Genomic DNA, 24,433 nt, shown 5'->3' with positions numbered 1-24,433 from the left:
GCTCGGCCTCCGAGGGCGTGGTGCGGGCATGAAAAAGGGCCGCCCGAAAGCGGCCCGGTGTCGGTGGTGACTACTGCTCGGCCTGCTCGGCGGCGACGTAGCCACGGACCCATGCGGCAGTCAGCCGCGGGTCGGTGTAGCGAGGGGCGTCGGTCGGCGGCCGGCCGGCGCGCGCGGCGGCGAGCCCCTCGCGGCGGGCACGCAGCGCCTGCTCGCGGAACCCCAACAGATCACCCCCTACTGCTTGAGCCACTGGCCGTGTGCGGACTGGCGGGCGGTCTCGCCGGCGCCGGTGCGGACGCCGGACACCTGCTCGGAGAACTCGGCGAGGGTGATCCGGGGCGAGACGTCTTCCCAAAACCTGATCAGGTCCTCGCTCGCGCGGGCGTACGCAACATGGGCCGGCCCTGAGAACAGGCTGCGCGGGTCATGCCCCGCGGCCCGGGCCTTGCGGTTGAGCAGGTTCCCGCGGGTGTAGTCCTCGGCGGCGAGCCACTGCACATAGATGTGCTCGTCGTACATCTCGCGTATCTCTGCGCGGCTGTACGCCCCGCGCGCCGAACGGGCCTCGAGCTCACGCTCGTACACCCATCGCTCGGTTGAGGACATGTGCTCGGTGCCGTCCGGGCCGCGCTCAACGTCGGCGCCGTACGGCCCCCACTCGTCGGGGTCCGCGGGCGGCGGATCGTCGAGGCGGATCGGGTGCATGGCGTCGTCGAGGGCATCTCGGGCGGCGAGGGTGTCGGCGACCGTCGCGCCGGCCGCGGGCGGCGGCGGGGCGGGCGGGTGCCGGCGGTCGATCTCGCCGGCGATCCGCTCGGCGTCAGCCGGCGAGGCGTAGCGGATGCCCCACACGAGCAGATCGTCGCCGAGCTCGGAGAGATCGCCGGCGAGGCGCCCGCCCGGAAACAGGGAGTCGAGCAGGCGGCGCCGATGGATCTCTGCGCCGATCGCCGGCCGGTCCTCGGGCACGTGCCGCGCCCGGGTGGCGAGCGCCTGCTCGGACATGCCGAGCAGGTCGGCCCGCACTCCGGGCATGGCGGCGTCGATGTCGCGGCGGTCGGCCTCGGCCATGACGCGCAGCAGACCGTCGTCGTCGAGGTGCAGCGCGACGCGGGCGAGCTCGTCGTCGCTGAACTCGGCGAGGCTGTCGACCATGCGCCCGCCGGGACGGATGCGGTCGAGCAGCGCTTGCTCGTCGCGGCGGTCCGCCTCGGCGCTGATCCGATCGCGGTCGCGCTCATCGAGCACCCCGGGCCGCAGTGCGGCGCCGAGCTGCTCGTCGGTCATCTCGGGCAGGGCGCGCTCGTCGCCGGCGCGGACCCGCGCGGCCTCGAACGGGTCCGCCCCCGGGCCGCTCGGCGTACCGGGGCGGCCCGCGGTGCCGCCGGCCGGCGGTAGGTTGCTCGCTCCGGGCTGCTCGCGCTCGCGGCGGCGGATGAGTTCGGGGTGCTGCGCGAGGTGGCCGCGCATCCGGCCCTGCCACTGCCGCACCCGCGCCTCGGCCGCTTGCTTGGCCTCGGGCGTCGTGGCGACGGCGGCGCGGTTCTTCCACTTCCTGATGGCGCGCTCGATCGCCCTCTGCCGTTGCGTTGCTTCGTAGCCGGCGGGGTCCTCGGAGTGCTCGACCGGCGCCCGGGTGACACCGGGAAGATAGGCGCTCGTGCTGTGCCGGCAGTTGGGGTGTTGCAGCCCCGAGCGGCGGGCGTCGTCGAGCGATCCGGCGACGTGTACCCGCACGGTGCGGTCGTCGTCGGTGGCGTGCTCGACCTCGATCGTCCGGGCGCCGCCCGGTCCGTCGAGCGCAAGCACCTTGCCCTCGAACGGGTCGCAAAGATCGCAGTTGTGGGGGGCGTTGGAGACGATCACGAGCGAGACGCCGGCGGCGCGCAGCTTGTCGCCGTGCGCCTCGACCGCGGCCCGCCCGACGGCGGTCCGCACTGCCATCTCGGCATAGCTCGTCATCTGCCATGCGCGCCCGCCCTTGTCGACGAACGTCCGCAATCCCCGGTCGGCGAACCTTTCGAGGGCGCGCTGCGTGGCCTGTCGGCGAGTGTCGATGCCGAGGAGCGGCGTCGCCGATACCTCGCTGATCACCTGTCGGTATCCGTCCTCGACGCCGCGGAGAATCCCGCGGTGCGTCTCGGTGACGAGCTCGATCGTCTCGGCGGCGAGGCGGTCAACGGCGCGGGTGTTCGGGGTGCTGTCGGCGCTCCGGCGGGCGTCATCATCCGAGAGGGCGCCGAGCTCGGCGAGGCCGGCGCGTGCCCCGACGTCGTATGCCTCGGTGACAGCCGAGAACACTTCAAGGTCGGTGGCGGTCGCGAGGGCGTCGACGACACCCTGCGCTGCTCGCCGTAGCGGCTGGATGTCGCGCAGTTTGGCGACGGCCCACCCGGGGGCGTCGAATCCCTCTGCGAGCTGTCGCGCGACGATGCCGAGCAGGCGCTGCTCGGCGTCCGCGTAGAGATCGCGGACGCCGGCCGAGAGGTCCTCGGCCATGGCGGGGTGGATCGGCACGCGCACCCCCCATACGACACAGTTTCCTGAATTCAGCCAAACGTGTACCGTCGTGGTTGTGCTGACTCTCGCCTCTGAGGTCGAGGTGCTCGCGCGCTTCGGCCGCGCCCTCGCTGACCCGATCCGTTGCCGGTTGCTCCTCGCACTCCGAGAGGCCCCGGCGCACCCGTCTGACCTTGCCGAGCAGCTCGGCGTCAGCCGTACCCGGCTGTCGAATCACCTCGCGTGCCTGCGTGACTGCGGTCTCGTGGTCGCCGTCCCGGTGGGGCGCCGCACCCGCTACGAGCTCGCAGACCCCCGTTTCGCCCATGCGCTCGACGATCTGCGCAGCGCCGTAGTAGCGATCGAGACGGACCGGACCTGTGCGGATGCTGCCGACAAGGGGTGCTGCTGATGGCTACGCCGATAACCCTGGGACCGTCGGTCGAACGGCGGTCCCTCCTCGCTCGACGGATACGGCTGCTCGTTGCGGCAACGATCACGTACAACGTGATCGAGGCAGTAGTCGCAATCACGGCCGGAACCATCGCATCGTCTACCGCACTCGTCGGCTTCGGCCTCGACTCTATAGTCGAGGTGTCCTCGGCCGCGGCCGTCGCATGGCAGTTCTCCGCCCGCAGCGAGGAACTGCGCGAAGCGCGCGAGCGAACGACACTACGGATCATCGCCGTCTCGTTCTTCGCCCTGGCAGCGTACGTAAGCGTCGACGCGGTCCGAAGCCTGGCCGGTGTCGGCGAGGCCGACCGATCCATACCCGGGATCGTGCTCGCGGCGCTATCGCTGATGATCATGCCGTTCCTGTCCGCAGCGCAGCGCCGAGCAGGACGTGAACTCGGTTCCGCCTCAGCGGTCGCGGACTCCAAACAAACCCTTCTGTGCACCTACCTCTCGGCTGTGCTGCTGGTCGGCCTGCTGCTGAACGCCACTGTCGGGTGGGCATGGGCCGACCCGATCGCCGCGCTTGTCATCGCGGCCGTTGCAGTCAAGGAAGGCCGCGACGCATGGCGCGGGGACAGTTGCTGTGCCGTGGTGCCCCCGCCGAGCGCAGACAGTAAGACGGACGCCTGCGGCTGCAAGCCGGGGTGTGACTGCTGCGGGTAAGCGGTCCGGCGCCCTCGCCCATTGTTAGGCGAGGGCGCCGACCTGCATCGGGTCGGGCACGGCGGCGCCGGTTTCTGTGAGGATGCGGTCGACCTCGGCCTGCACGTCTACCGCGTCCCACTCGGGATGCAGCATCCGAACTCGCGTCTGCGTCGAGACCGCTTGCGCCTGCTGGAGTAGGGAAAGCGTCTGGGCGAGCGAGGACGTGTCCTCGGTGATCGAGTCGCCGAACTTCACACGGGGCCGGTCGGGAACGATCCGCGGCGTGAAGAACTGCCGGTCGAGCAGCAGCAGAACGTGCAGCATGTCGGCGACGGGCGGGGTCCAGTACCTCACTTTCTTGCCCCGGGTGATCATGCTCTTTCGCTCGCGCGCCCGAACCTCTGTCGCAGTCACGGCGGCGCCCTGGTCGCCGAGCCCGAACGTCGCGGCGGAGTAGCCGGCGCTCATCACGGCTTGTCGGGTGATCGCGGTCGAGGTGCGCTCGTGCTCGTCGACCCTGATCGCGAACTGCGACAGGGTGATGCCGGCGCCGCCCTGCTCGGTCGGCGGGACGTTGAGCAGCGTCCAGATTTCCCGGTCGTCGTCAAAGCTCGCGCCGCGCCCGGGCCCGTGGTCGCGCAGATATCCGTCGGGCACGAGCAGCCGCGCGCGGGCGAGCCGCAGATCGCGAATCCAGCTCGACCACGTCGTATCGAGCGAGTCGAACAGGTCGTACAGGGGAGCGCTGAAGTCGGAGCGGCCGAACGGTGAGCCGCGGTGCTTGCGGTGGGGGCGGATGTTGGGGCAGTAGGCGGCGGTCAGCAGGTCGATACCGGTCTCGATCGCGTCGCCCTCGGGGCCGAGGGATTCGGCGAGCGGGGTGACGTCGGGGTGCTCGGTGAGCGGCACCCGTATGCCGAGGGCGTCCTGCGACCCCTGGTAGAGCCCGTGTTCGATCCGGCCCGGGGAGTGCCGTTCGAGGTGGCGCCACACGGTGACCGAGTCCGAGGTGAGCTCGCGCCAGAACGTCACGGCGACGAGCTGCCCCCAGCGCCATTCAGGCACGGCGGCGTCGGGGTGAACAGTGGTGAGCAGGGGCCGGCCGGCGAGCGACCGATCCCACGTGACTCGCAGATAGACGCCGCCGAGCGCGGCGGCGACCTCGGCCGCTTCGAGCAGGGTGTTCGCGATGCCGTCGGATTCGGCGAGCTCGTCGAGACGGTCCTGCGTCGCGGTGTCGGCGACGGTGAGCACAGGCGGCTCGGCGAACAACAGATCGGCGCTCGCGGTGGCGATGTCACCGGGCAGGGGAATGTGCAGCCGCTGATCGGGCGCCCCGGGCTGCTCGGCCCGGTCGCGCCCCCACAGCCGGCGGCGGCCGTCGCGGCGCTGCGACTGGTTCCGGTAGACAGCGGCGAGCTTGTCGCGGTCGCCGGAGTACCAAGCATCATCGACCCGCAGCTCGGCGTAATGGCGGGCGAGGGTCGGCGGCGGCCACGGTGCGCCGTTGTCAGGAAGCGACACAGCTCACCCCCTGTCGACGAGCCCGAGCTCGCCACGCTGCGCACGGCCGGCAGTGTCGGGTGCCGTTCGGCGCGACGTAGGTGTGCGCTCGGTTGAACCGGTGCCCGCGGGCGCAATGGGTCTGCCGCGCGCGGCGCGCCGCGGGGGAGATCCCGCGCCGGATGTTGGTCCGGTGGGTCACCACTTCGAGGTGGTCGGGGTTCACGCAGTGCCGCCGGCGGCACAGGTGGTCGATCACGAGACCGCGGGGTATGCGACCGCGGGTGAGCTCGTACGCGACGCGGTGCGCGTACTGCGGCCGGCCGTTCACCTTGAACTGCCCGTATCCGTTGGGCTTGACGTGCGCAGTCCAGTCCCAGCACCCGAGGGGGCCCGGGGTGACCTTGTCGAGGAATCGGTCGGTCAGCTCACGCACGCGATCACCCCCTCGCGTGCTCGGGCCCGGGCGCAGTGCAGCGCCCGGGCGGGGGAGTTGGGGGCGATCAGGCGGCGGTCGTGAGCAGGCCGCGCCACTCGTGCACGGTGGAGTGCACCGCGTACCGCAGCGCGTCGAGCGAGTGGTCGTCCGCCTTGACGGGGCGGTCTTCACCGCGGGCCGCGGCGGCGTCGTCCCATACGTACGTGGGGAACTCGGCGAGCAGCCCCTCGCACGACCGGTGGATGAGCAGCGCGCCGGCGTCGAGCGCGTTTGCCACGCTGCGGATGCCGTCGAGCACTGCGTTATTGGCGCGGGCAACGTTCGGGTGCCCGTCGGCCCACAACTGCGTGGAGAACGACGCCGCGCTCGGGTCGATGAACGTCCACTCGGGCCGCACGTCCTGCTCGGCGATCCACTCGCGGACGGCGCGGCTGTACTGCGCGTCGGTCATCTGCCGGTGAGCGGCGCGGGCGTCGTGTCTCCACTCGCTCACCGCGTACAGCCGGCCGTCGACGCTGAGACCGAGCAGGATCGCCGAGAACGGGTTGCTCGTGCCGTAGTCGACGCCGACCCAGTAGTTGCGCATCTCGGGCAGCTCGTCGACGACGTGCTGCTGCTCGTCGTACATGTCGTAGATCGCGCCCTCGGCGACGACCCACTCGCCGAGGATCATCCGGCGGCGCCATAGTCCGGTGTACTCGACGGACAGTGCCTTGACGTAGGCGGGCGACAGGGCCGGATTGTCGGCGAGCTTGAAGTGCCAGGAAGCGAGGTCGAGCTCGGCGGCGCGGTCGAGGTACTTCGCTTTGAGCCAGTGCCGCGGCCCGTCCGGGTTCGTGGTGCCGATCAGGATTGCGCCGGCGACCGACAGGCGGGCGAGTAGCTGCGTGAAAAAGGCTTCCGGCAGCAGCGTGACCTCATCCGCGTACGCGACCGATGCGGTCAGACCACGTAGCCGCCCCTCGGATCGCGAGTCACTCGCGCCGATCAGGTGCACAACCCTGCCGAGGATCACGGCGGTTGTCGCGCCCCGGGTGTGGTGGACCTCGGCCGCGGTGTCCGAGAACAACTCGGGGTCTTGCAGCGGCTCGATCACGTTCCGCTCGATCGTGGCGAGCGATCGGCCCACGATCAGGATGAGTCCCGAGGCGGGCGCCCGCCGGACGGCGAGCAGAAAGCGCAGAAGCGACGAGATCGTTTTGCCGGAGCGCACCGACCCGTGCCACAAGTTGATACGGGCGGTCGCCTCGCGGATCGAGCGCAGTTGCTTGTCGGACAGGTGGCCCGTCGAGGGAATCACCCCCCGTCGGCGTCGTCTCCCACGGGCCCGAGCAGGGCGTCGGCGAGGCGGTCGAGCATCCCGCCGGCGCTCGTCGACTTGTTGGAGCGTGCGAGCTCGGCGACCTTGGCGTGCACCTCGGTCAAGGCCCGGGCGGCGGTGGCGTAGTCGCGGGCGTCACGTGCCGAGTCGGCGGCTCCGACCCGCTCGACTTGAGCGAGGGCGCCGTCGAGGGCGTCGTCGGCGAGCTGCTCGCGCCGGGTCGAGGCATCGGCCTTACGGGCATCGGTAGCGGCGGCGACCCGCGCCCCGCCAGAGAACGCGAGGCCGAGCTCGGCGGCGATCTTCGAAACGGTCGCCGCTCCGCGACCGAGCTCGCGGGCGATCTCGTTACGGCTCTTGCCCTTGGCGTGCAGGCGCTGCACGGCTGCTCGGTCGGCGTCCGTGATCGGGTCGGCCACGGGATCACCTCCCGACCGGGGTGTGCTGGTCCGAGCCTAGGGGCCGGCCGAGGATGTGCAGCCCGTCAGCCGTGACGGGCGAGCTTGACCGCGGAAACGAGAAGGATCACAGCCAACGCAGGGATAAGGAACAGATCCGGGAACACGCCGAGGAGCAACCCGCCGAGCACGGCGCCGGCGATCGAGCCCGCGATCATGGTCATGGTGAAGCGAAGGTTTGCACCGAGAACGGCGAAACTTCCATCGCGGCTGTAGCGGGCGAAGGCCACCAACATGGTCGGCAGGGAGACGAGAAGCGAAAGGCTTCCAGCCGTCTTGATGTCCTCACCGAACAGCAGAACGATCGTGGGAATCAGAAGCTCACCGCCGGCAACCCCCATGATCGCGGCGACCACCCCGATACCGAATCCCGCTACCACTCCGCAGGGCACCTGTGCCCATAGGGGCATGTCGAGAGTGCCTAGGCTGGTTGTGTGGGTGAACACCAGGGCGGCAGCCATCAACACCATGAGTGCCGCGAGCACCTTGTAGAGAGTGGCCGAGCGCATACGGACCGCCCATGAAGCCCCCGCCCAGGCACCGAGCAGACTGCCAGCGAGCAAGTTGACCGCGACTGGCCAGCGCGCGGCGACTTCCGCGGCCGGAACGGCTGCGAACCGCGCCGGCAGAGCAACCAGGACCACGACCAGACTCATGGCCTTGTTAAGGATGACCGCCGAGAGAGCGGCGAATCCGAACACGCCGATTAGCAGTGGCAGCCGGAACTCTGCACCGCCCAAGCCGATCATCCCGCCCAGTACACCGATGCTCGCCCCCGCACCGAACACCACGGCTGCCGAGTGGGACGAGCGGGGGGAAATCAGGCTTTGGTCAGAGTTCACGACGAGCATCCTCGCTCGTCGTCGTAGTCGCTTGCTACAGCGGAACCTCGACTTCAGGGAAAGGCACGGGGAGCGTGCGCGGGGTTCGTCGGGACGTCCGATCGGCGCAGCACGCAGACGCCCCGCCGCGGGGGGATGCGGCGGGGCGTTGAGTTCAGCTTGTTTCCGGGTACGCCGGAGGCGCTCCCGACTCTAGGTCACGAACAGATAACGGCGCAACCCTCAAGGCTTCCCGATCACTCAAAGAGGGCGCCCTGCTCTACGCCGTGGCCGAGGTCGAGCAAGGGCTCGACACTCGGCGGCGCCTCGACGACGAGCCACCCGCTACGCCACGTGGCGGGGACCTCGCCGGCGCCGACCGTGCGCTCGTCGACGAGCTGCTCGTCGTCGCTCCCCTTACGCCGCGGCTGCAATGTCGACGCCGAGCGCGGCGATCAGCTCGGGCAAGTCGTCCCACTCCCACACCCGCGCCCGCTCCCTGCTGTCGAGCGGCACGGGGGCCGAGCAGGCGCGCCCGCCCGAGCAGGTCACGGCCGGCGGCCCGTCGGGGGCACTGTGCAGGGTGAGCTCGCCCTCGCACCACGGGCACGGCTCGGGCAGCGGGGTCTCGCGCTGATCGAGGCCGAGGGCGCGCAGCACCCGGGCCTCGGCGATCCGCGCGGTACGCCGCGCTTCGTGCAGCAGGTACAACGGCAGCACCTCGAACGGCGGCGGGGCGAGGGCGCCGTCGAGCTCGCGCTCGGGGGCGGTGTCCTCATCCTGCACGCGCCCCTCGATCCACACGCACGCCCAGTGCAGCCCATGCACCCGCGATCCGGCGGCGCGCCGACTGTCGGGTGCGCTCGGGTCGGCGCACAGCCACGCCCGGGGGTCGCCCTGCTCGGTGCGCTGTACGGCGGCGGCGAGGGTGTCGGCGAGGTCGAACACCAGCCGCTCGACGCCGCGGCCGGCATCGAGCGCGCCGAGGTTGAGCGGGGCGGGGTGCTCGCGCAGCACGAGCGGGGCCCGGTCCTCGACGACGAGCTGCTCGTCGTCGCCCTCGCGCATGGTGTGCGCGAGCTGCCGCGGGGGCCAGTGGTCGGCCGGCGGTTCCTCGATCGCGAGCAGCAGCTCGGCCCACCGGCCGCGGATCGTCCGCAGCGCGCGCACAGTTTCGTGCACAGCCTGTGTGTAACTCACCGTCCCCCCTTGTTGGATGCTCGCAGCGCCTCGACCTCGGCGGCGTACGCGTCGCGCTCGGCCTCGGCCTCGACGATGGCCTGCTCGGCGGCGGCGACTCGGTGTGTCAGCCGCAGCGCCGCGGCCTGCTGCCCGCCGGCAGAGCGGCGGAAGTTGTCGCCGTCGGCGATCTCGGCCTCGACGAGCTGCCGCAGCCGCGCCGTGTCCTCGGGGCCGAGCACCCCTCGGTCGGCACGGGCGAGCAGGACTCGCAGCGCCGTGCGTCGCTCGTCGCGGACTGCCTCGCGGGCGTCGCTCCGGCCGCGCCGAGACCGGATGCGGGGAAGGGTGTTCGCGGTCATGGTGTGCTCTCTCCGTTCTCGGCTCGGCGCGTCGTCGAGCAGGTGGTGCAGGTGGTTGGGCACGGCCGGCGGCCGAGGCGGCGCAGCTCGCGGTCGAGGCGGTCGTCGATCCGGACCGCGTACGCAAGGGCGGCGCCGAGGGCGAGCGCGAGCGTCACGGCGAGGGCGAGCAGGGCGGCGCTCATGGGGTTGTCTCTCCGTTCGTTCGGGCACGGCGCAGCAGTCGATCGAGGGCGCGCCGAGCGCCGCGGGTCTCCCGCGCGCGAGGCGCGACCGGTCGCGCGCGGTGGTGTTCGTGGTGCAGGTGACCACCGGCGTCAAGCGAGCGGCCGAACTCGGCAGTGATGTGCCATCCGTCGATGGCGAGTCGGTCGGCGAGCGAGGCGACGAACACGGTCGCGCGGTGCGGGGGCACGTCGAGCTCGTCGGTCAGATGGGCGGCGATCGCGGCGCGGGCGGCGAGCGGAATCATCGGGCCTCGCCTCCGCCGCTGGTGTGGCGGGCGCGACCATCGCGGCGCGGGGCCGGCGGCTGGCACATGATCCGGGCGAGGCGCACCTGCTCGGCGTCGGCCTCTCCGTTGCCGAGCTCGGCGATCAGCGCCTCGACGCGCGAGGGATGAACACCGGTGAGCGGTCGCCGGCCCTTTCCGCGGTTGCGGAAGCTCGATCGGCACTGCTCGTCGACGGCGGCGAGGCAGTGCGGGCACCGGACACTGAGCGGGTCGGGCAGACCCTCGGCGACGAGCTGCTCGCGGTGCGCGCGGGCCGGCCGGAACTGCCGCAGCTCGGAAGCAACATGAGCAGGCATGTACCGGCGCGGGCCGGCGCCGACTCCGGACATGAGCGCGGCGAGACGTTTCTGCCCTGCTGCGTTGATCTCGGCCCGGTACTGCGCCGGCGCGGCATGACCGCGGGCGACGGCGGCGCGCGTGCCGAGCAGTTCCTCGCGCCATGCCTGCGGGTTGTCCGGGTCGGCGGTCGGCACGGGGTCGGTGTGCCGGTTCATGAGCTCGGCACGGTGGGGCCCCCACGCGGCGAGCAGGTCGTGCGGCTCGATCGCCCGGAACTGCGAGCTCTTGTTGCCGCCCTGCTGCTCGTAGTAGCGGCGGGTGGCGCGGGCGGCGTCCCATCCGGTTTCGGGCATGGTCGCCGGCACGTCGGCGACGGCGGCGGTCCACTCCGAGATGGTGCGGGCGGACTGCTGCGGATCGGCGAGGGCGCGGCGCACTCGGCTGTCGAGCGTTCCGGCGAACGCGAGCAGGGCGGCGATCTGTTCGGGCGTCATGGGCGGCTCTCCTTTTGGGTGAGCAGGGCGAGGCCGGCGGCGAGGTTGTCGGCGTAGTTCGCGGTCGAGGCGGTCGCCCGAGGCGGCGTGTTCGGCGCCGGCCGGTCGAGGTCGCTCCAGACCTTGAGCCAGTAGCGGGCACTCTTCGGTGCCTCGCCCGGGGTGGTGCGGCGGGCGGCGAGGTCGACAAGGGCCTCGACGCCGTGCGCCTGTACGAGCCGGTAGACGTCGCGCTGCTCGCCGAGACCGAGCGACCACCGGACGGCGATCGAGGCGGCGACGAGAGCGGCGTCGAGCGGACGCAGTTCGGGAACCAGCGCAGCCGCGGTGTTCGTCGCGCGCGGCGGCTGCTGTTCGTCTTGTAGAGAGCTTCTTTTGTTCTGGGGGCCGGTAGCCGGCCCCCCGGGGGCCGATCTCCGGTCCTCCCCCGGGCCGGTAGTCGGTCCCCCCGGGGCCGATGTCCGGCCCTCCCCGGGGCCGCTCACCGGTCCCCCGGGGGCCGATGTCCGGCCCGGGTCGGAATCCGGCCCGGGCCGATCTCCGGCCCCCCGCGCGTCGAGCAGGGGGAGGCGGTAGACCGTTTCTCCGCCGGGGCCGAGCTCGCCCTCGACGACGGCGAGCTCGCCCGAGGCGAGCAAGGTGTCGACGGCGTCGCGGACGGTGGAGCGAGCGGCGCGGGTGCGGCGGATGAGCGAGGCGGTACCGGCGTAGGCGACGCCGTCGGCGTCGGCCCGATCAGCGATCGCGAGCAGCACCAGACGAGCGGCGCCTCGGCTGTCGGACTGGGACCAGACCCAATCCGTCGCGGCGAGGCTCAACGGTTCGTCTCCTTACGGGGATCGGCGAGCCCGGAGGTTCGGGCCGGCCGGCGAGTGCGGCGGGCGTGTGGGCGGGGCAGCGGTTGCCGACGATGTAGCGGCGGGTACCGATCGCGCGGCAGTAGTCGCCGGCGGCGCCGTCCCAGTGCTCACAGATCACGCCGCGCGATCGGGGCGGCCGACGTACCGAGCGAGGACTACGAAGCGGGGCACGTTGTTCTCGACCACGGTCCGGGCGATCGCCTGAAATGAGCCAGCCGGCGCGTAAGACGAGAGCTGCGCGGACCGGATCGCCTGCGCCGCCGAGGATGCCCGGGAGCTCGTTTCCTTCTGCTGGATCTCGGCCCACTGGTTCGGGTGCGCCTTGAGCTGCTCGACGATCAGCGCGTGCTTGACGTTCTTCTGCCGTGCCGGCGGCGGGCCGGCGATGAACTTGACTGTCACTAGATCCCCCTCTGATCTGTCACCGAACGCGAACAGACATGCTTGTTGCCATGTCCGAAACGGCGCTAAGGTCCGTTCGTGTTCACGAACAAGAACAACGTAGACGTGGCAGAAACCCAACGTCAACGCAGTTCCGAGGTGTGCAACCGGGCGAGATCACTGGTTAGATGAGACTGTTCGCGTTCTGCGACAAGAACGGAGATGAGAAACCGTGTCGGAGAACGACACCCCGATAGGTGAGCCGACGGCCGATGGGGCGGCCGGGCGTGCCCCCGACTCAAGCGCCGGCGGTCCCTTTGCGGCCCTAGTGGCGGCGGCGATCGCGGGGGAGCCTCTACGGAGCGTCTCTGCGCGCGCTGTTGACCCTGAGACGGGCAAGCGCATCCCGCACAACCAACTGCCCAAGATTGCCAAGGGCGACGGGTATAGGCGCGAGCGGTGGCTCATCGGTGCAGTTGCTGCGGCTGTCGGGCGCCCGCTTGCGGAGGTGCAGCGCGCCGCGGCGGAGGAGTGGACCGGCCTACAGGTCGGCGACCTGCTACGGGCGAGTAACTCGACTACAACCGTTGTCGTGGCTTACGAGTCTGGCACTACGGCTGATGATCTTCCGCTGCTTAAAGAGAAGCTAAAAACTCTGGGGCTCGGGAACATCCGAGTCGTGTCCGCAGACGTCGGTGACTCTGCGCCGTAAGCGCGTGACCTGCGGTGTTTGTGCGGGTATGTTGGTTGAGCTCTTGCCTCGGGCATATGTTCGAGTGGAGGGCTCCGCCATGCCACAAGGGGGGGCATCTTGTACCGCGTCCGCCGTACCCGACTCGACGACAAAGCGCCGGCCGCCGGCGCTGCTGACGAAGTAGATCGACACATCCTGATCGACGACCGGCACATCACCGATACCGGCGCGATCGCCCTTGAGCTCGTCCTGAACGCCCTTCCCCCCACCGAGGGCAGCAGGGGCCGAGCTAGCGAGCCGCGGCCCAAGCGCGACCCCGGCAAGGCGCAGCAGGGCTAAGACGACCGAAGGGGCCGCACGGTGCGAACCGTGCGGCCCCTTCTGTGTGTCAGTGGGCCGGTGTAGCGTGTGGATCGAGCAAGCCACGTTTATGCAGGTCAGGGGCCATTTCCTGAGTGCCCGTTGCGTGCCCAATGCGTGCCCATTGCGTGCCCGAACTGCTCTGTACCGGTTGTCACGAGTCGGCACGGGAAGGCACCGCCGCACGGCTTGACCTGCGGTTATCGCCATGCGGCGGCACCCCGTGGAACTATCCGACAGGACTCATCTGGCGCTCGTAATGCGTAGGTCTCGGGTTCGAATCCCGAAGGCGGCTCTGTAGAAGCCCCAGGACTCACTCGCCGTGACCTGGGGCTTTTGCTATTTCCGGGATCGGTCGGCGCGTGCGCCGACCGGGGCCCGAGACCCTGTGCGTGAGCGGAGGGGTGGGAGCGTTTCCGCTTCGACCGCAGCGTTCCCGGCCCATAGGCCGACTATCAGACTGGCGAAGGCTAGCGCCGCCCCCTCCGGACTGCTACGCGGGCGTAGGCGGCGTGCCCAGCGCCTGCCGTGCCGTGCTGGTGAAACGCTCGCGGCTGAGTTCCCGGGCTTCCTTGTTGCGTGTCAGCACATCCAGCATCGCTTCGGCCTCGCCCAGGGTCGCCGAGAGTTGCTCGACGTTCTCGTGCAGCGCTCCCCGCGCTTCTCCGAAAACCTGCTGGAACTGCTTGCGCCGGGCATCGGAGCGGCCTCTCCGGCCTGCGCTGCCACGAGATCAAGGCCGGCGCCTGGACCAGCCCATTCCCGCGAGCCATCCCCCGCCGTCTTCAACGACGCCTCCGCGGACATGCTCGACGACGGCACGGGTTCCGCTGAGCGACGCCTGCGTCGGCCAGTCGATCCGCCAGGCAGGGCTTCGCTCCTACCTCCTGTATGTCCCGCTATTCCCGACGCGACTCTCCCAATATGCAAAACCATTTCGGCAGGACTTGGTTGAGGGGTGGTGTGGGCCGAGGATGCGCTCGAAATCGACCAGAAGGTTCCTGAAGTTAGCCAACGCCCCTTCAATATCTCCTGACTCTCCCAGGCGGCTAGCGTGATTGTGGCGTGCAGTGAGAGTTGTGGGGTGCTCCTCACCCAAGAAGCCTGCCATGTCGAGCAGCAACTTATTCGATTCCGCAGCGGCGCCAATCGCGTCGCCGCTGCGTGCGCGCCAGGTGATTTGATTGTCGCGGGCTGTGAGGGTTGTGATGTGTTCTGGGCCTAAAATTCTTTCAAGGCTCGGTATGAGTGCGGTGAATTCGCGAGCAGCCTCGGTAGGATTTCCAGCCCCGCCAATCCAGGAAGCGAGGTCGTTTCGCGTTGTCAGAGTAGACGGGTGATCGAGGCCAAGAATGCGTTCTCGATCGTTTAGCAAGCGCCTGAGGTCCCGTACGGCGCCAGCGGGGTTGCCCGCCTTGGCTCTCCACCTGGCGAGGTCGCCTCGGACAGTGAGGGTGCGCGGGTGGTCGGCCCCAAGGGAGTCGTTGAAGGCGATCGTCAAGGCGGCAAGGCTCTTGGCCGCGAGGATGGGCTGGCCTCCCTGGCCTTGCCAGCACGCCAGCTCATGTTTGGTGAACAACGTGTCCGGATCGGCCGGGCCGAGGGCTTGTTCTTGATCGATGGCCAGCGACTCAAGGTTGTCGATTGCGGCAGTGATGTCGCCAGTCTTCCCCGTCCAGCGGGCGAGCTCGTGACGTGCGAAAAGCACCTCGCGGTGGTTTCCGCCCCAGAGGCGCGTTTGATCGGGCAAAAGGCTCACGAGTTCCTTTACCGCCCCCGAGAAGTCTCCCGATCTACCTCGGAAGATTGCGAGGTTAAGTCGGCTAGTGAGGGTGTGGGGGTGATGAGCGCCCAGAAGGTGGTCCTGCTGGCTTCGGACGAATTCGAGTTCGGTGACGGCGTTGGTGTGATCGCCCGCTTCGCCCAACCAGGCTGCGAAATTTCCCCGTGCCGCTAGAGCCAGTGGATGTGAAGTTCCGTTAATCCGCTCTGAGGTAATCGTGACATCGCGAAAATGCGCCATGGCGAGACTGGCTTGCCCGGCCTCTCCGAGGCTTCTCCCCAATCGGAACAGAATTATGTGCGGGTGGGGCTTGAATAGATCTTCGCCGGCAATCCGCTGGAGAGTCTCGGCGTTGGCTCGCAACGCCTGGTCCATTCGGGTGTTCCGGTCGACTTTTGTCCAGCTAGTCGCCAGTGAATCGGACGCGGCGCTCGTCAACATGAGCCGCGCATCAGGGGGGAGGGTCTCGCGGACTGCGCGTTGAATTAGTTGGTGCGTGTGTACCGTTTGGCATGAATCTGTCGGATTGTGGTCGATTAGATTCAGGCGATGCAATGATCGCACTGCGGCGAGGGCATCATTGGGGGACACCTCGGCGAGGGTTTGCCGACTACTGCTTGTGACCGCTCGATTGTTGGCCAAGTAGCCTAGTGAACGCTCACTTGTCAAAACTGAGATAGGGATGCCATTTCCATCGAGCGCCGAGGCCAACTGGAGCATAGGACGGGCCAGGCCAACGGGGCGGAGGAGGTCGGCACGTTCAATCGAGAGTGACCAGGCGGCAGCCACGGTGCTGTTTTGATCGTCAGGGAGGGTACTCGGGTCGGGAAGTACATCCCGCAGCTCTGTTGCCCGGTCTTTCAGGAGGCTTCGGTAGTCAGCGAGATTAATGGCCGCGTCGACGACGTAGGCGGCAGCCTGAGAGAGCGCAAGTGGCAGGTACCCGAGGTCGGTCGCCAGCGAGGCGAGCTGCTCATGGTGTTCGACGTGGCCATGCACCGCCAGGAACTCGGTCAGGTAGGAGATCGCCTCGTCGCACGTGAACAGGCCGATGTCCACGAACTGTCGGCCTTGCCCAGCCAAGGCTGCGTCTCGGCGTTGCGTTGTCACCCATGTGGCGCCCTGGGGACTGGAAGGCGGCCAGAGGCCACGCACATCGCTGGGGTCAGCAAGACCGTCCAGGACGATGAGCCAACGACATGGCTGCGTCCCGCTTTTCGGCTCCAACCAGGATAGGAAAGCGCTAGCGGCAAGCTCCGGGTCGGCAGGGGAAATGCCCAAGAGCTCGGCTGCCGCCTGGGCGTACGCGGAGATCACCGCCGCGCGGGTACCGGCGGTGATCCACACAAGAACGTCGATGCTGCTGGCTTCCCAGGCGTTGCGTGCGAGGCTGGCCGCTAGTTGTGTCTTGCCGACGCCTCCCGTGCCTGTGAGGATCACCGAGCCGCCAGGCGGTACCGCGCCAAGGCGATCTGTCGTAGTGCGTTCCTGAAAGGCGGTTGCCCTGGGCGGAAGTACGCCCACCTGGTGCGGCCAGGAGGCCGGCTCGCGTGGGACCTGGGGCTGGATCACCGTCAGCCTGGCGATGTACCCGGTGTTAGCCAGCCCGCCGTTGGAAGCCGTGGCCGCCCCGGTGTGCATCACGACTGCTGGTTCTGTGGCCCCGTCGCTGGGGGCGTCAGGAGACGGTCCGCGATAGCCGGTGACGGCTGATCCGCCATCCCTGGCTTCGGCGTCCCCTGTATTCGTTACGACCACCGAGTCTGCTGGTGCTATCGCACCGGTGGCTGGGTCATCGCCATCGGCGAAGGGCGAGGAGTCACGCTTGGTCCGCGTCATCGTGGCCGCTCAACATGCCGTGCGTCTGTGAATTGTGATCGCTTAGCTGTAGTCAACACCAGTGCTAGCACTGCTCCCCTTGCCATCTGCGGTTGCGTCTCCGGTTTGCATGGCTCGGGCTGTTCCATTCCCTGCGGCCTGGGGGCGCCGCACGCCGGTGCGCGCGGAGCCGCCGCCGGTGGCCTTTGCTTCCCCGGTGTCGATGGCCGTATCCGACACGCGCGTAGACGTCGCGGTGGCTGGCCTGCTCTGGCCGTGACGCCAGGCCCAGAATGCTGCTGCGATGCCCGTACCGGCCTGCACAGTGGCGCCTACGAACTGCCCCGCGCCTGGGCCGTCCAAGAGCCACACCACGGGGGTGGACGCGATACCCAGTCCAGCGATCACCCCAACGGTGATCCTCCACATGCGAGACATGCATTCCCCTCGGAACGTAACCCCAGCCGACGTCAGACCAGCCTAGATGGCCTCTCGTCTCAAGGTGCGCGTTCCTGAAACTGTGGCTCCGTTCTTCGACGTCGGCCCTGCACAGTGCGACGGGATGCCTGTCGGAGCTGATGCAGGCAATCGTGGTCGGCTTCCACTCGTTGGCACTGTCCTGCGTGAGCGCTGCGTGAGCGCTGCGTGAGCGGACGGGAGGCACAGGGTGGATTGAGTGGCAAGCAGGGGCCGGCCCGTACCATCCTGACCTGGGAAACAGGATTTGGTGGCACCGCCCGGCACTGGCTGGGATGATCTTGTGGGGCCTCGTAATGCGTAGGTCTCGGGTTCGAATCCCGAAGGCGGCTCTGTAGAAGCCCCAGGACTCACTCGCCGTGACCTGGGGCTTTTGCTATTTTTCGGATCTTGCGCCGCTCTCGCCTCTCAGACGCCTGGCCCATCCGACACATCGCCTCTCGCGCGAGCTCCGATCTGCGTGTGCCGAAGGATCTCAAGGCTTTTGCTCTTCCCGGGCGTGAGAGTCCCGCTTGGCGAGGCGGGCCAGCCACGCCCAGCGGGCAAGTCCGCCGACGGCCAGCGACACGATGATGGCGCCCCAGTCAATGACGTGGGGGAGGCCGGGGAAGAACGCGAAGAAGGCGAAGGACGCGGCGGTGCCGGTGAGGAAGGCGGTGATGCCTGCACGGCGGTGTCTTGCTTCCCGGGTGGCGTCCTCGGGGATGGGCTGGGGGCTCATGCGCGGCTCACTTCGTGATGTGGTGGCACTGGCTGACCCGGCGGACGCCGTTGATGTTGAGGTGGGCGCATGCCTTGCCGTAGCGGGGGAGCTTTTGAGGTGCGTTGTCGCGCATCGGGTTGATCTTGCACTCGGTGTGGGTCTTGCCGCGGGAGGTGCGGTAGGTCTTGTTGGCGGTGTCCGCGTAGGTGAAATCGATGCGCCAGTTGCAGAAGCCGGCGTTGAGGGCGCCGACGAAGCCGCAGTCGACGCCCGCGTTCTGGTACGTGATGTTCTTGCCGTCGCCGCGGATGATGTGGGTGAACATGCAGCCCGTGGGGACCTTCATCGTGAGGCCTCCGACTTGGTAGTCGAAGGTGGCCACGGGCGTCGAGCCGATGGCACTGGCGTGCGCCTCGGCAGGGGGTAAGACGGCCAGCGCGGCAGTGGTGGCGACGGCGGCCATGACCCGGGCAGTCGAAAGTCGGTCCAGGTGCGTTCCTTCCTGGCAGAGTGTCTGCGCAGATCGGAACTCCTGTTGTCGGCCCGGAGTCAGCCCCTGCTGACTGTCCGTAACCCACTCCGCAGTGGCGCCAGCGTGTGCTGCCCGGGGGCTTGCGGGGCTAGGCGTCGAACTCGCCGCGCCAGCCGAAGTCGAGGAGGGCTTCGGGGAGGTAGTCGGTCTGGACCTCGACGGGGAGGCCGTTGGCCTTGGCCACGCAGGCGACCGCCAGCGGAGCGAGGGCTACGACGCCCAGGATGTTGTGGGTGCGGTCCTCGTCGGCGGTCCAGTACTCCTTGTGCCACTGGACGGCGTCGGCCAGGGACTCGTTGAAGCCGGCGGCGTCATTGCGCAGGTAGCGGTAGAGCATCATGATCGGCGGGTACCGGAGCTTGCTCATCTCCTCCGCATCGACGACGCGGGCGTGCTCGGCAGCGCTCAGGTCCACGGCGCGCACCAGGTGCGTGCGCAGGTCGTCACGGCGGAGCCAGAAGCTCTGGAGGGTCTCCACCCAGGCGTAGGTGTACTCGTCCAGGGCGCCGCCGAAGTCGCGCAGCAGGGACACCGGGATCCGGGCCAACATGTCGAGGCGGGCTGCTTCACGGCAGATGACCGCGAGGTAGAAGGCGTCGAGCCAGGTGTCCGCGTTGAGGTAGGTCTGCGGTCCGGTGGTGGCGAGGTGGCGCTCCTCCTGGCGGATCTTGCAAGTGACCGCCTCCCTGTCGGGATCGGCCGCGGCGAAGACGGCCGAGTGCACCTGCATGGCCAGCAGCCAGGACTCCCAGGTCTCCAGCATGACGGCGCCGGGGTCCCCGACACAGCGGACGAGGGCGACGTTCAGCGACTCCATGACGGCATCCGACCTGGAGTTGTGCGAAGTCTCGATCCTCTCCAACGCTTCGGACAGCGACTCTTCCATGACGGGAACCACCGCCGCCATCTCGTCCTTCTGATAGTCCTGGCGGGACACGGTCTTGGTCATGAGGCAATCCTTGCGATAGCGGTGTTCATATGTGCCTTACGTGGGGAATTCGCCGAGCCGGCCCACCGTGAGGAGGTGCTTGGGGAGGTAGTCGAAATCGACCTCGATCGGGATTTCGCCTTCGTAGGCCAGGCAAGCGATCGCGAGGGGGCCGATGGCGATGGCGCCGTCGATGTCGGCCTCCCGCTCCTCGTTCACGGTCCAACACGCCTTGTGCAGCTTCGCGCATCTGCCAGTGCAGGGCTGAAGCCCGCCTCGTCCCGGCGCACGAAGTGGTAGAAGAGGTTGATCGGCGGTTGACGGCCAGGCAGAATGCCGTCAGCCAAGTCCCCGCGTCGGTTGTAGGCAGCGGACCCACCGTCGGAAGGGTCCGCAACTTGCGGTTAAATGCGGCACTCGACCGACCCCTCGCTCACACCCGGACCCAGCTGCATCGCGTTGACCGTGGCTTCCCGCGTCCCCACAGCCGCCGCCCGTGGGTCAGCGACGCAACGAGCATGCAGCGTCAGAAGAGCCGTGCCAGACGTACTCGTCCAGCAGGCGACCACGGTCACGCAGCAGTGACACGGGCACCCGCGCCAGCATGTCGAGGCGCACCGTCTCCCGGCAGATCAGCGCCAGGCAGAAGGCGTTGATCCAGGTTCCCGCATTGAGGTAGAGCTGCGGACCGGTGGTGGCGAGCTGCCGCTCCTCCTGACGGATCTCGCAGGTCACCGTCTCCTGGTCGGTGGAAGTGGCCGCGAAGACCGCCGAATGCACCTGCATGGCCAGCAACCAGGACTCCCAGGTCTCGAGCATCACCGCATCCGGGTCCCCGATGCAGCGGATGGGCGCCACGTTTCAGGGACGCCGCCAGCGACGCGCTCCTGGCGCCGTGCGAAGTCTCGACGGTCTGCAGTGAATCGGCCAGGGACTTCTCCATGACGGGAGCGACTGTCCCCCTGCCGAGACACACTTGCGACCACTGATCTCCTCTGTCAGATTTCAGATCTTGAAGTATTCGAGGACCGCTCCGCCTACGAATCCTTGCCCTAGACGGCCTTCACCAGCGCATATTTCAGGTTTCCGCTGTCGAGCGCCTTCCTCGGCTCTGCCGCCAGATCGGAATTGGCCCAAAACGTGCCCGCGTCGTCGGTCGCCGGAAGGAAAGGACGGGCCTCCATTTCGGTGATGATGGCCCTAGGGGACTCTTTTTTACGTGGGGAATTCGCCGCACCAGTTGCGCGTGACGAAGACGGTGGGTAGATAGTCGGACTCGACCTCGATCGGGATGCCCGCGTCGTGGGCGAAGCAGGTCATGGCGAGCGGAGCGAGTGCGACGAGGCCCGAGATCTGGACGGCCCGCTCCTCCTCGCTCCAGTACTCCCTGTGCCACTGCAGGGCTGCGGCGAGCGCACGGTTGAAGCCGTCGTTGTCCCCGCGCACGATCCGGTGGAACATCTCCATCGGGGGATAGAGCAGCTTGCCGACCACCTCCTGGCCCGAGCTGACGGCTGCGGGATCGGTGCCGTCGATCGCGGCCACGAGCTTCTGACCGAGGTCGGGGCCGCCGAGCCAGTAGGTTTGGAGGGTGTCGATCCAGGCGAACTCAAATTCGTCGAAGCCCGAAGAGTTCTCCCGGAGCAGGGACAGCGGCACCTGGCACAGGGCGGTGATCCGGTCCCGCTCCCGGCACACGACGGCCAGGTAGAAGGCGGTGAGCCAGCTGCCCGCGGTCACGTACGGTTGCAGACCAGTGGCCTGGAGCGTGCGGTCCTCGTGTGCGATGCGGCACTGGACCAGGTCCTGCGTCGTGGTCGCGGCAGCGAACACTGCGGAGCCGATCTGCATGGCGTTCACCCAGGCGTCCCACGTGGGGTAGATCGCGCCCCTCGGGTCCATCAGGCAGTGGGCCTTGGCCAGGGTGAGCGTGCTGTCCAAGGCTTCGCCCAGAGCTGTGGAGCGTCCCTCTAGACGCCCGATCCACCCCACTGCATTCTCCTGGAGAAAGGCGAGGCCCGCTTCTGCATTCCCCGTGGGAAAGGGGTGACGGGGGATGATCGCGACCAACGCATTTCTCCTTAAAAGAGTTTGAAGTGCTTGAGTACGGCCCCAGCATACTGTCCTGTGTTCTCGCTGGCCTGAACGAGGACGTAGCGCAGGGTCTGGGCCTCGATGGCGTTCTCGATCTCCGTGGCGTACTTGGCATCGCCCGGTGATACAAAGGCGCGTTCCCTCATATCGGCAATGATCGTTTTGATGTAGTCCATGCTTCCCTGCTTCACCATGACCGTGCCGTCCGGACGGCCATTGCTCTGGCGCCACTCCAGGATTCCGTTGGGGCTCTTGGCCTCGACGATGACGAGGTTGCCGTCCTTGTCACGCCACAGTTGGTCGAACCTCTTCGAGCCGTTGGGCGTATCCGGCAGCGGCGGGTCATCGACCTCCCTGGCGCCGGCGAACTCCTTTTGCAGGAGCATGTGTCGACGTGCGGCCTCCTCTCCGAGTTCCTCACCCAGCTTGGTGTTGTTCGACACTCCCTTGCCGACCGTCTGGTTGTAATGCTCCTGCGCGTGGGCCAGATCGTAGGCGTTGTCGAAGCTCGGATTATCGCCGAAGGCCTTCTCCCACCGGTTCAGCTCCATGCCTGCAAAGCGCTTGGCCGCGATCTCGTCGAGGTGCTTGAGGTCATCGGGACCAACCGTGGCCCGGCCCCTTTCCAGGGGCGTGAGGTGGAAACCTCCTGGGTCCATGTGCGATAGCGAAGATGCGGCCATCCAACTGCCGTCCGGCTGCTTGATGATCTTCGGCAGCAGCTGGCCGTCGACCAGTTCCTCGGCGTTGTTGCGCTTGCCGGGCCCCCAGTGGTCGTAATGTTCGGCACGCCAGATCGGGTCCTCGTTGACCAGCCGGACGTGCTCGCGTGTGATGGCGTCCATTTCCGCGACGGTCCGCTGCTTGGGCGGGACCTCGCGGGCAGCCTCGTATTCCGCGCGGTGGGCCGCGCGGGTCGCCTCGTCAGGGGTAGCCGAGGACGGCGTCGCTGGGTGGCTGCCGCCTGTATCCGGGCCGTCGGGGTGGGTGCCGCCTGTGCCGGGGCCGTCGGGGTGGGTGCCGCCTGTGCCGGGGCCGTCGGGGTGGGTGCCGCCTGTGCCGGGGCCGTCGGGGTGGGTGCCGCCTGTGCCGGGGCCGTCGGGGTGGGTGGCGCCCGAGCCCGGGGCGTCCGTGTGGGTGCCGGCCGTGGACGGGGTGTCCGGGCGGCCGGTCGGGGTGTCGCCGCCGCGCGAGGGCGGGTTCAGGTCGTTGCGCGGCATGTTGTCCGGGGCGTGGCCGCCGGGGGTGCCGTGGTCGCCGGCGCGGCCCGTGGGGGTGTTGTCGAAGGCGCCCGGGCCGGGCGTGCCGTTGTCCAGGGTGCGGAGCGGGTCGGAGATGTCGGAGGTGAGGTTGAGGCCGTCGTTGCCGCCCCGGCCGCCGACTCCGGCCAACTGGTGCTCCGGGACCTCGACCTTGATCGGGGTGTCGACCTTCGGGGCGTCGACGCGGGGGTTGTCCGCGCCCGCGTTCAGACCGGGCTCCTGCTTGGCGGCCTTTCCGCTCTGGCTGAGCGAGCCGTCCGCCTCGTAGATGTTGCCCTTGGGGTCCATGAACTGCGGTGCGCCGTCCGACGGCAGCTTGACCGTGCCCGGCGGGAAGGTCGTCGTGCCCTCGGGGAGCTTGAAGTTGCCGTCGGGGAGCTTGGCCGCGCCTGGCGGGATCGCCGTGCCGTCGGGGAGGTGGAGGGCGCCGTTGGGCAGCATCACGGCGCCGTCGGGGAGTGCGATCGCGCCGTCCACGTCGATCTTGGGAACCTCGAAGTTGCCCATGCCCTTCAGACCGGCCATGACATCGCCGATCTTGGAGATGCTCGCGCCCGCGCCCTTGAACATGTACGTCATCGGGTCGATGGCCCGGCCGGCCTTGCCCGCGAAGGACAGGGTCTTGGCGACCGCGCCGGCCTTGCCCGCGCCGGAGACGGCGCCGCCCGCGCCGCCGGTGAAGACGGTGGTCAGGACGTTGAAGGTGACCGCGCCGGCCGCGCGGGACGGGTTGGAGCCCCACTGGTCCCAGGCGAGGAGGGCCTTGCCGGTCTCCTTCATCGCGGTGCGGGAGTCACGCAGCCAGGACGGCAGCTTGTCGTCGGGGGCGGCGAGGAACAGCGGGCCGGCGCCCGGGATCGACATGATGGCCAGGCCGGTGCCCAGCTTGGCAAGGCCCGTCCAGGACTGCTTGAACACGTCCCAGCCCTGCAGGCCGACGAGGCCGCCGAGGCCCTTGAGGGTGCCCCAGACGCCGTCGACGACGATGCCCTTGCCGAACTCCCAGGCGTGTTCCCAGATCTGCCACGCGGGGATCGACTCCTCGACCGCGTCGCCCCAGGGAAGGGACTTGGACTGCTTCATCGCCTCGGCGTCGTAGCCGTACATGTCCTTGGCGTTGGAGCCGTCGTTCACCTTCAGCGGTGTCCCGCCGACCAGGCCGACGATCTTCGCGTGGGCGGCCCGTTCCACTTCCTGGAACTCGGCCCACACCTCGGCGATCTTGTTGCGGCGTTCGAGGTTCTCGTCGATCAGATCGCCGTCCTCACGCCACTTCTCGTCCTTGTCCGTCTCCCTGCGGAACGCCTGCGCTTCCGCCTTCAGGTTCTCCAGCTTCTTGATGACGGGAGCGGCGTCGCGGGAGTACGTGCCCAGGGCGCCGGCGATCGTGCACATGTCGGAGCTGAGCTTCAGGCCCAGGTCGGAGACGGGTTTTGTGGTGGCGAACAGCTGGTCCGCTTCCGGAGCCTGGTAGAAGGCCTGGATACCGCCGAAGCTGGTGTGGACGTCCGACGTCTTCGTCGCGACCGCCGCCCCGCCCGACGAGATCGCCTTGACCTTCTCGTCCA

27 protein-coding genes are annotated in these 24,433 nt (G+C 68.7%); 4 read left to right on the top strand and 23 right to left on the bottom strand.

What is annotated here, in order from left to right:
- Positions 1-70 precede the first annotated feature (70 nt).
- The gene (locus ACIPUC_RS18010) at positions 71-253 is read right to left on the bottom strand and encodes an Rmf/CrpP fold protein (protein WP_446590489.1); all 183 of its coding nucleotides are present in this window, start codon (positions 251-253) and stop codon (positions 71-73) included.
- The gene (locus ACIPUC_RS18005) at positions 238-2,520 is read right to left on the bottom strand and encodes a phage minor capsid protein (RefSeq protein WP_446590487.1); all 2,283 of its coding nucleotides are present in this window, start codon (positions 2,518-2,520) and stop codon (positions 238-240) included. The genes ACIPUC_RS18010 and ACIPUC_RS18005 overlap by 16 nt, the downstream gene beginning before the upstream one ends.
- 58 nt (positions 2,521-2,578) lie before the next feature.
- Here ACIPUC_RS18005 and ACIPUC_RS18000 point away from each other — a divergent pair, with 58 nt between their 5' ends.
- The gene (locus ACIPUC_RS18000; RefSeq protein WP_446590486.1) at positions 2,579-2,914 is read left to right on the top strand and encodes an ArsR/SmtB family transcription factor; all 336 of its coding nucleotides are present in this window, start codon (positions 2,579-2,581) and stop codon (positions 2,912-2,914) included.
- On the top strand, positions 2,914-3,621 hold the full coding sequence (locus tag ACIPUC_RS17995) for a cation transporter (RefSeq protein ID WP_446590485.1): 708 nt from the start codon (positions 2,914-2,916) through the stop codon (positions 3,619-3,621). Before ACIPUC_RS18000 ends, ACIPUC_RS17995 begins: the two co-directional genes overlap by 1 nt.
- Positions 3,622-3,645: 24 nt before the next feature.
- Here ACIPUC_RS17995 and ACIPUC_RS17990 read toward each other — a convergent pair whose 3' ends face one another.
- The 12 genes from ACIPUC_RS17990 to ACIPUC_RS17935 form a co-directional block, all read right to left on the bottom strand.
- Entirely contained in the window at positions 3,646-5,127 is a 1,482-nt protein-coding gene (locus tag ACIPUC_RS17990) for a phage portal protein (protein WP_446590483.1), read from the bottom strand.
- Positions 5,114-5,542 (bottom strand): HNH endonuclease signature motif containing protein, encoded by a 429-nt coding sequence (locus ACIPUC_RS17985; protein WP_446590482.1) that lies wholly within the window; start codon positions 5,540-5,542, stop codon positions 5,114-5,116. Before ACIPUC_RS17985 ends, ACIPUC_RS17990 begins: the two co-directional genes overlap by 14 nt.
- A gap of 67 nt (positions 5,543-5,609) precedes the next feature.
- Positions 5,610-6,845, bottom strand: a complete 1,236-nt coding sequence (locus ACIPUC_RS17980) for a PBSX family phage terminase large subunit (RefSeq protein ID WP_446590481.1) — start codon at positions 6,843-6,845, stop codon at positions 5,610-5,612.
- Positions 6,842-7,285, bottom strand: a complete 444-nt coding sequence (locus ACIPUC_RS17975) for a helix-turn-helix domain-containing protein (protein WP_446590480.1) — start codon at positions 7,283-7,285, stop codon at positions 6,842-6,844. Before ACIPUC_RS17975 ends, ACIPUC_RS17980 begins: the two co-directional genes overlap by 4 nt.
- Before the next feature lie 65 nt (positions 7,286-7,350).
- Positions 7,351-8,166, bottom strand: a complete 816-nt coding sequence (locus tag ACIPUC_RS17970; protein WP_446590479.1) for a sulfite exporter TauE/SafE family protein — start codon at positions 8,164-8,166, stop codon at positions 7,351-7,353.
- 396 nt (positions 8,167-8,562) lie between these two features.
- Positions 8,563-9,327, bottom strand: coding sequence for a hypothetical protein (locus ACIPUC_RS17965; protein ID WP_446590478.1), 765 nt, complete (start codon positions 9,325-9,327; stop codon positions 8,563-8,565).
- 14 nt (positions 9,328-9,341) lie between these two features.
- A complete protein-coding gene (locus tag ACIPUC_RS17960; protein ID WP_446590477.1) occupies positions 9,342-9,686 on the bottom strand; it encodes a hypothetical protein in 345 nt (114 codons plus the stop codon).
- The gene (locus ACIPUC_RS17955; protein WP_423647283.1) at positions 9,683-9,871 is read right to left on the bottom strand and encodes a hypothetical protein; all 189 of its coding nucleotides are present in this window, start codon (positions 9,869-9,871) and stop codon (positions 9,683-9,685) included. The genes ACIPUC_RS17960 and ACIPUC_RS17955 overlap by 4 nt, the downstream gene beginning before the upstream one ends.
- Entirely contained in the window at positions 9,868-10,158 is a 291-nt protein-coding gene (locus ACIPUC_RS17950) for a hypothetical protein (protein WP_446590476.1), read from the bottom strand. Before ACIPUC_RS17950 ends, ACIPUC_RS17955 begins: the two co-directional genes overlap by 4 nt.
- Positions 10,155-10,973: a zinc finger domain-containing protein gene (locus ACIPUC_RS17945; protein ID WP_446590475.1), complete on the bottom strand. Its 819-nt coding sequence runs from the start codon at positions 10,971-10,973 to the stop codon at positions 10,155-10,157. The genes ACIPUC_RS17950 and ACIPUC_RS17945 overlap by 4 nt, the downstream gene beginning before the upstream one ends.
- Complete coding sequence (locus ACIPUC_RS17940; RefSeq protein WP_446590474.1) at positions 10,970-11,791, bottom strand: hypothetical protein; 822 nt, start codon at positions 11,789-11,791, stop codon at positions 10,970-10,972. Before ACIPUC_RS17940 ends, ACIPUC_RS17945 begins: the two co-directional genes overlap by 4 nt.
- A gap of 156 nt (positions 11,792-11,947) precedes the next feature.
- Complete coding sequence (locus tag ACIPUC_RS17935) at positions 11,948-12,235, bottom strand: hypothetical protein (RefSeq protein WP_446590473.1); 288 nt, start codon at positions 12,233-12,235, stop codon at positions 11,948-11,950.
- A gap of 211 nt (positions 12,236-12,446) precedes the next feature.
- Here ACIPUC_RS17935 and ACIPUC_RS17930 point away from each other — a divergent pair, with 211 nt between their 5' ends.
- Both ACIPUC_RS17930 and ACIPUC_RS17925 read left to right on the top strand, forming a co-directional pair.
- Complete coding sequence (locus ACIPUC_RS17930; protein ID WP_446590472.1) at positions 12,447-12,926, top strand: hypothetical protein; 480 nt, start codon at positions 12,447-12,449, stop codon at positions 12,924-12,926.
- A 99-nt stretch (positions 12,927-13,025) separates the two neighbouring features.
- Positions 13,026-13,247: a hypothetical protein gene (locus ACIPUC_RS17925; protein WP_446590471.1), complete on the top strand. Its 222-nt coding sequence runs from the start codon at positions 13,026-13,028 to the stop codon at positions 13,245-13,247.
- Between the two features lie 901 nt (positions 13,248-14,148).
- Here the strand turns inward: ACIPUC_RS17925 and ACIPUC_RS17920 are convergent.
- From ACIPUC_RS17920 to ACIPUC_RS17880, 9 genes are all read right to left on the bottom strand, one after another.
- The gene (locus ACIPUC_RS17920) at positions 14,149-16,491 is read right to left on the bottom strand and encodes a tetratricopeptide repeat protein (RefSeq protein ID WP_446590470.1); all 2,343 of its coding nucleotides are present in this window, start codon (positions 16,489-16,491) and stop codon (positions 14,149-14,151) included.
- A 1,330-nt stretch (positions 16,492-17,821) separates the two neighbouring features.
- Positions 17,822-18,067, bottom strand: coding sequence for a hypothetical protein (locus ACIPUC_RS17915; RefSeq protein WP_446590469.1), 246 nt, complete (start codon positions 18,065-18,067; stop codon positions 17,822-17,824).
- A gap of 7 nt (positions 18,068-18,074) precedes the next feature.
- Positions 18,075-18,512: a hypothetical protein gene (locus ACIPUC_RS17910; protein ID WP_446590467.1), complete on the bottom strand. Its 438-nt coding sequence runs from the start codon at positions 18,510-18,512 to the stop codon at positions 18,075-18,077.
- Positions 18,513-18,669: 157 nt separating this feature from the next.
- Positions 18,670-19,530, bottom strand: coding sequence for an immunity 49 family protein (locus ACIPUC_RS17905; RefSeq protein ID WP_446590465.1), 861 nt, complete (start codon positions 19,528-19,530; stop codon positions 18,670-18,672).
- Positions 19,531-19,566: 36 nt separating this feature from the next.
- Positions 19,567-19,728, bottom strand: coding sequence for an Imm49 family immunity protein (locus tag ACIPUC_RS17900; protein WP_446590464.1), 162 nt, complete (start codon positions 19,726-19,728; stop codon positions 19,567-19,569).
- Between the two features lie 282 nt (positions 19,729-20,010).
- A complete protein-coding gene (locus ACIPUC_RS17895; RefSeq protein ID WP_446590463.1) occupies positions 20,011-20,328 on the bottom strand; it encodes an immunity 49 family protein in 318 nt (105 codons plus the stop codon).
- A gap of 233 nt (positions 20,329-20,561) precedes the next feature.
- On the bottom strand, positions 20,562-20,693 hold the full coding sequence (locus ACIPUC_RS17890; protein WP_446590462.1) for a hypothetical protein: 132 nt from the start codon (positions 20,691-20,693) through the stop codon (positions 20,562-20,564).
- Positions 20,694-20,724: 31 nt separating this feature from the next.
- Positions 20,725-21,450 (bottom strand): immunity 49 family protein, encoded by a 726-nt coding sequence (locus ACIPUC_RS17885; RefSeq protein WP_446590461.1) that lies wholly within the window; start codon positions 21,448-21,450, stop codon positions 20,725-20,727.
- A gap of 140 nt (positions 21,451-21,590) precedes the next feature.
- Positions 21,591-24,433, bottom strand: a 2,843-nt coding sequence (locus ACIPUC_RS17880; protein WP_446590460.1) for a hypothetical protein, incomplete at its 5' end; no start/stop codon positions are given.

The sequence above is a fragment of the Streptomyces sp. LARHCF249 genome (genome assembly GCF_052871255.1).
Note: the sequence above shows the minus strand (reverse complement) of the source record. Positions and strands in the feature narration are given on the sequence as shown.

Excerpts from the sequence above, each read along its gene's own strand:
- ACIPUC_RS17955 (WP_423647283.1), bottom strand. The coding sequence starts at position 9,871 with ATGAGCGCCGCCCTGCTCGCCCTCGCCGTGACGCTCGCGCTCGCCCTC.
- ACIPUC_RS17950 (WP_446590476.1), bottom strand. The coding sequence starts at position 10,158 with ATGATTCCGCTCGCCGCCCGCGCCGCGATCGCCGCCCATCTGACCGAC.
- ACIPUC_RS17915 (WP_446590469.1), bottom strand. The coding sequence starts at position 18,067 with ATGAGCCCCCAGCCCATCCCCGAGGACGCCACCCGGGAAGCAAGACAC.
- ACIPUC_RS17910 (WP_446590467.1), bottom strand. The coding sequence starts at position 18,512 with ATGGCCGCCGTCGCCACCACTGCCGCGCTGGCCGTCTTACCCCCTGCC.
- ACIPUC_RS17945 (WP_446590475.1), bottom strand. The coding sequence starts at position 10,973 with ATGACGCCCGAACAGATCGCCGCCCTGCTCGCGTTCGCCGGAACGCTC.
- ACIPUC_RS17895 (WP_446590463.1), bottom strand. The coding sequence starts at position 20,328 with ATGCTCGAGACCTGGGAGTCCTGGTTGCTGGCCATGCAGGTGCATTCG.
- ACIPUC_RS17960 (WP_446590477.1), bottom strand. The coding sequence starts at position 9,686 with ATGACCGCGAACACCCTTCCCCGCATCCGGTCTCGGCGCGGCCGGAGC.
- ACIPUC_RS17995 (WP_446590485.1), top strand. The coding sequence starts at position 2,914 with ATGGCTACGCCGATAACCCTGGGACCGTCGGTCGAACGGCGGTCCCTC.
- ACIPUC_RS17905 (WP_446590465.1), bottom strand. The coding sequence starts at position 19,530 with ATGACCAAGACCGTGTCCCGCCAGGACTATCAGAAGGACGAGATGGCG.
- ACIPUC_RS17890 (WP_446590462.1), bottom strand. The coding sequence starts at position 20,693 with ATGGAGGCCCGTCCTTTCCTTCCGGCGACCGACGACGCGGGCACGTTT.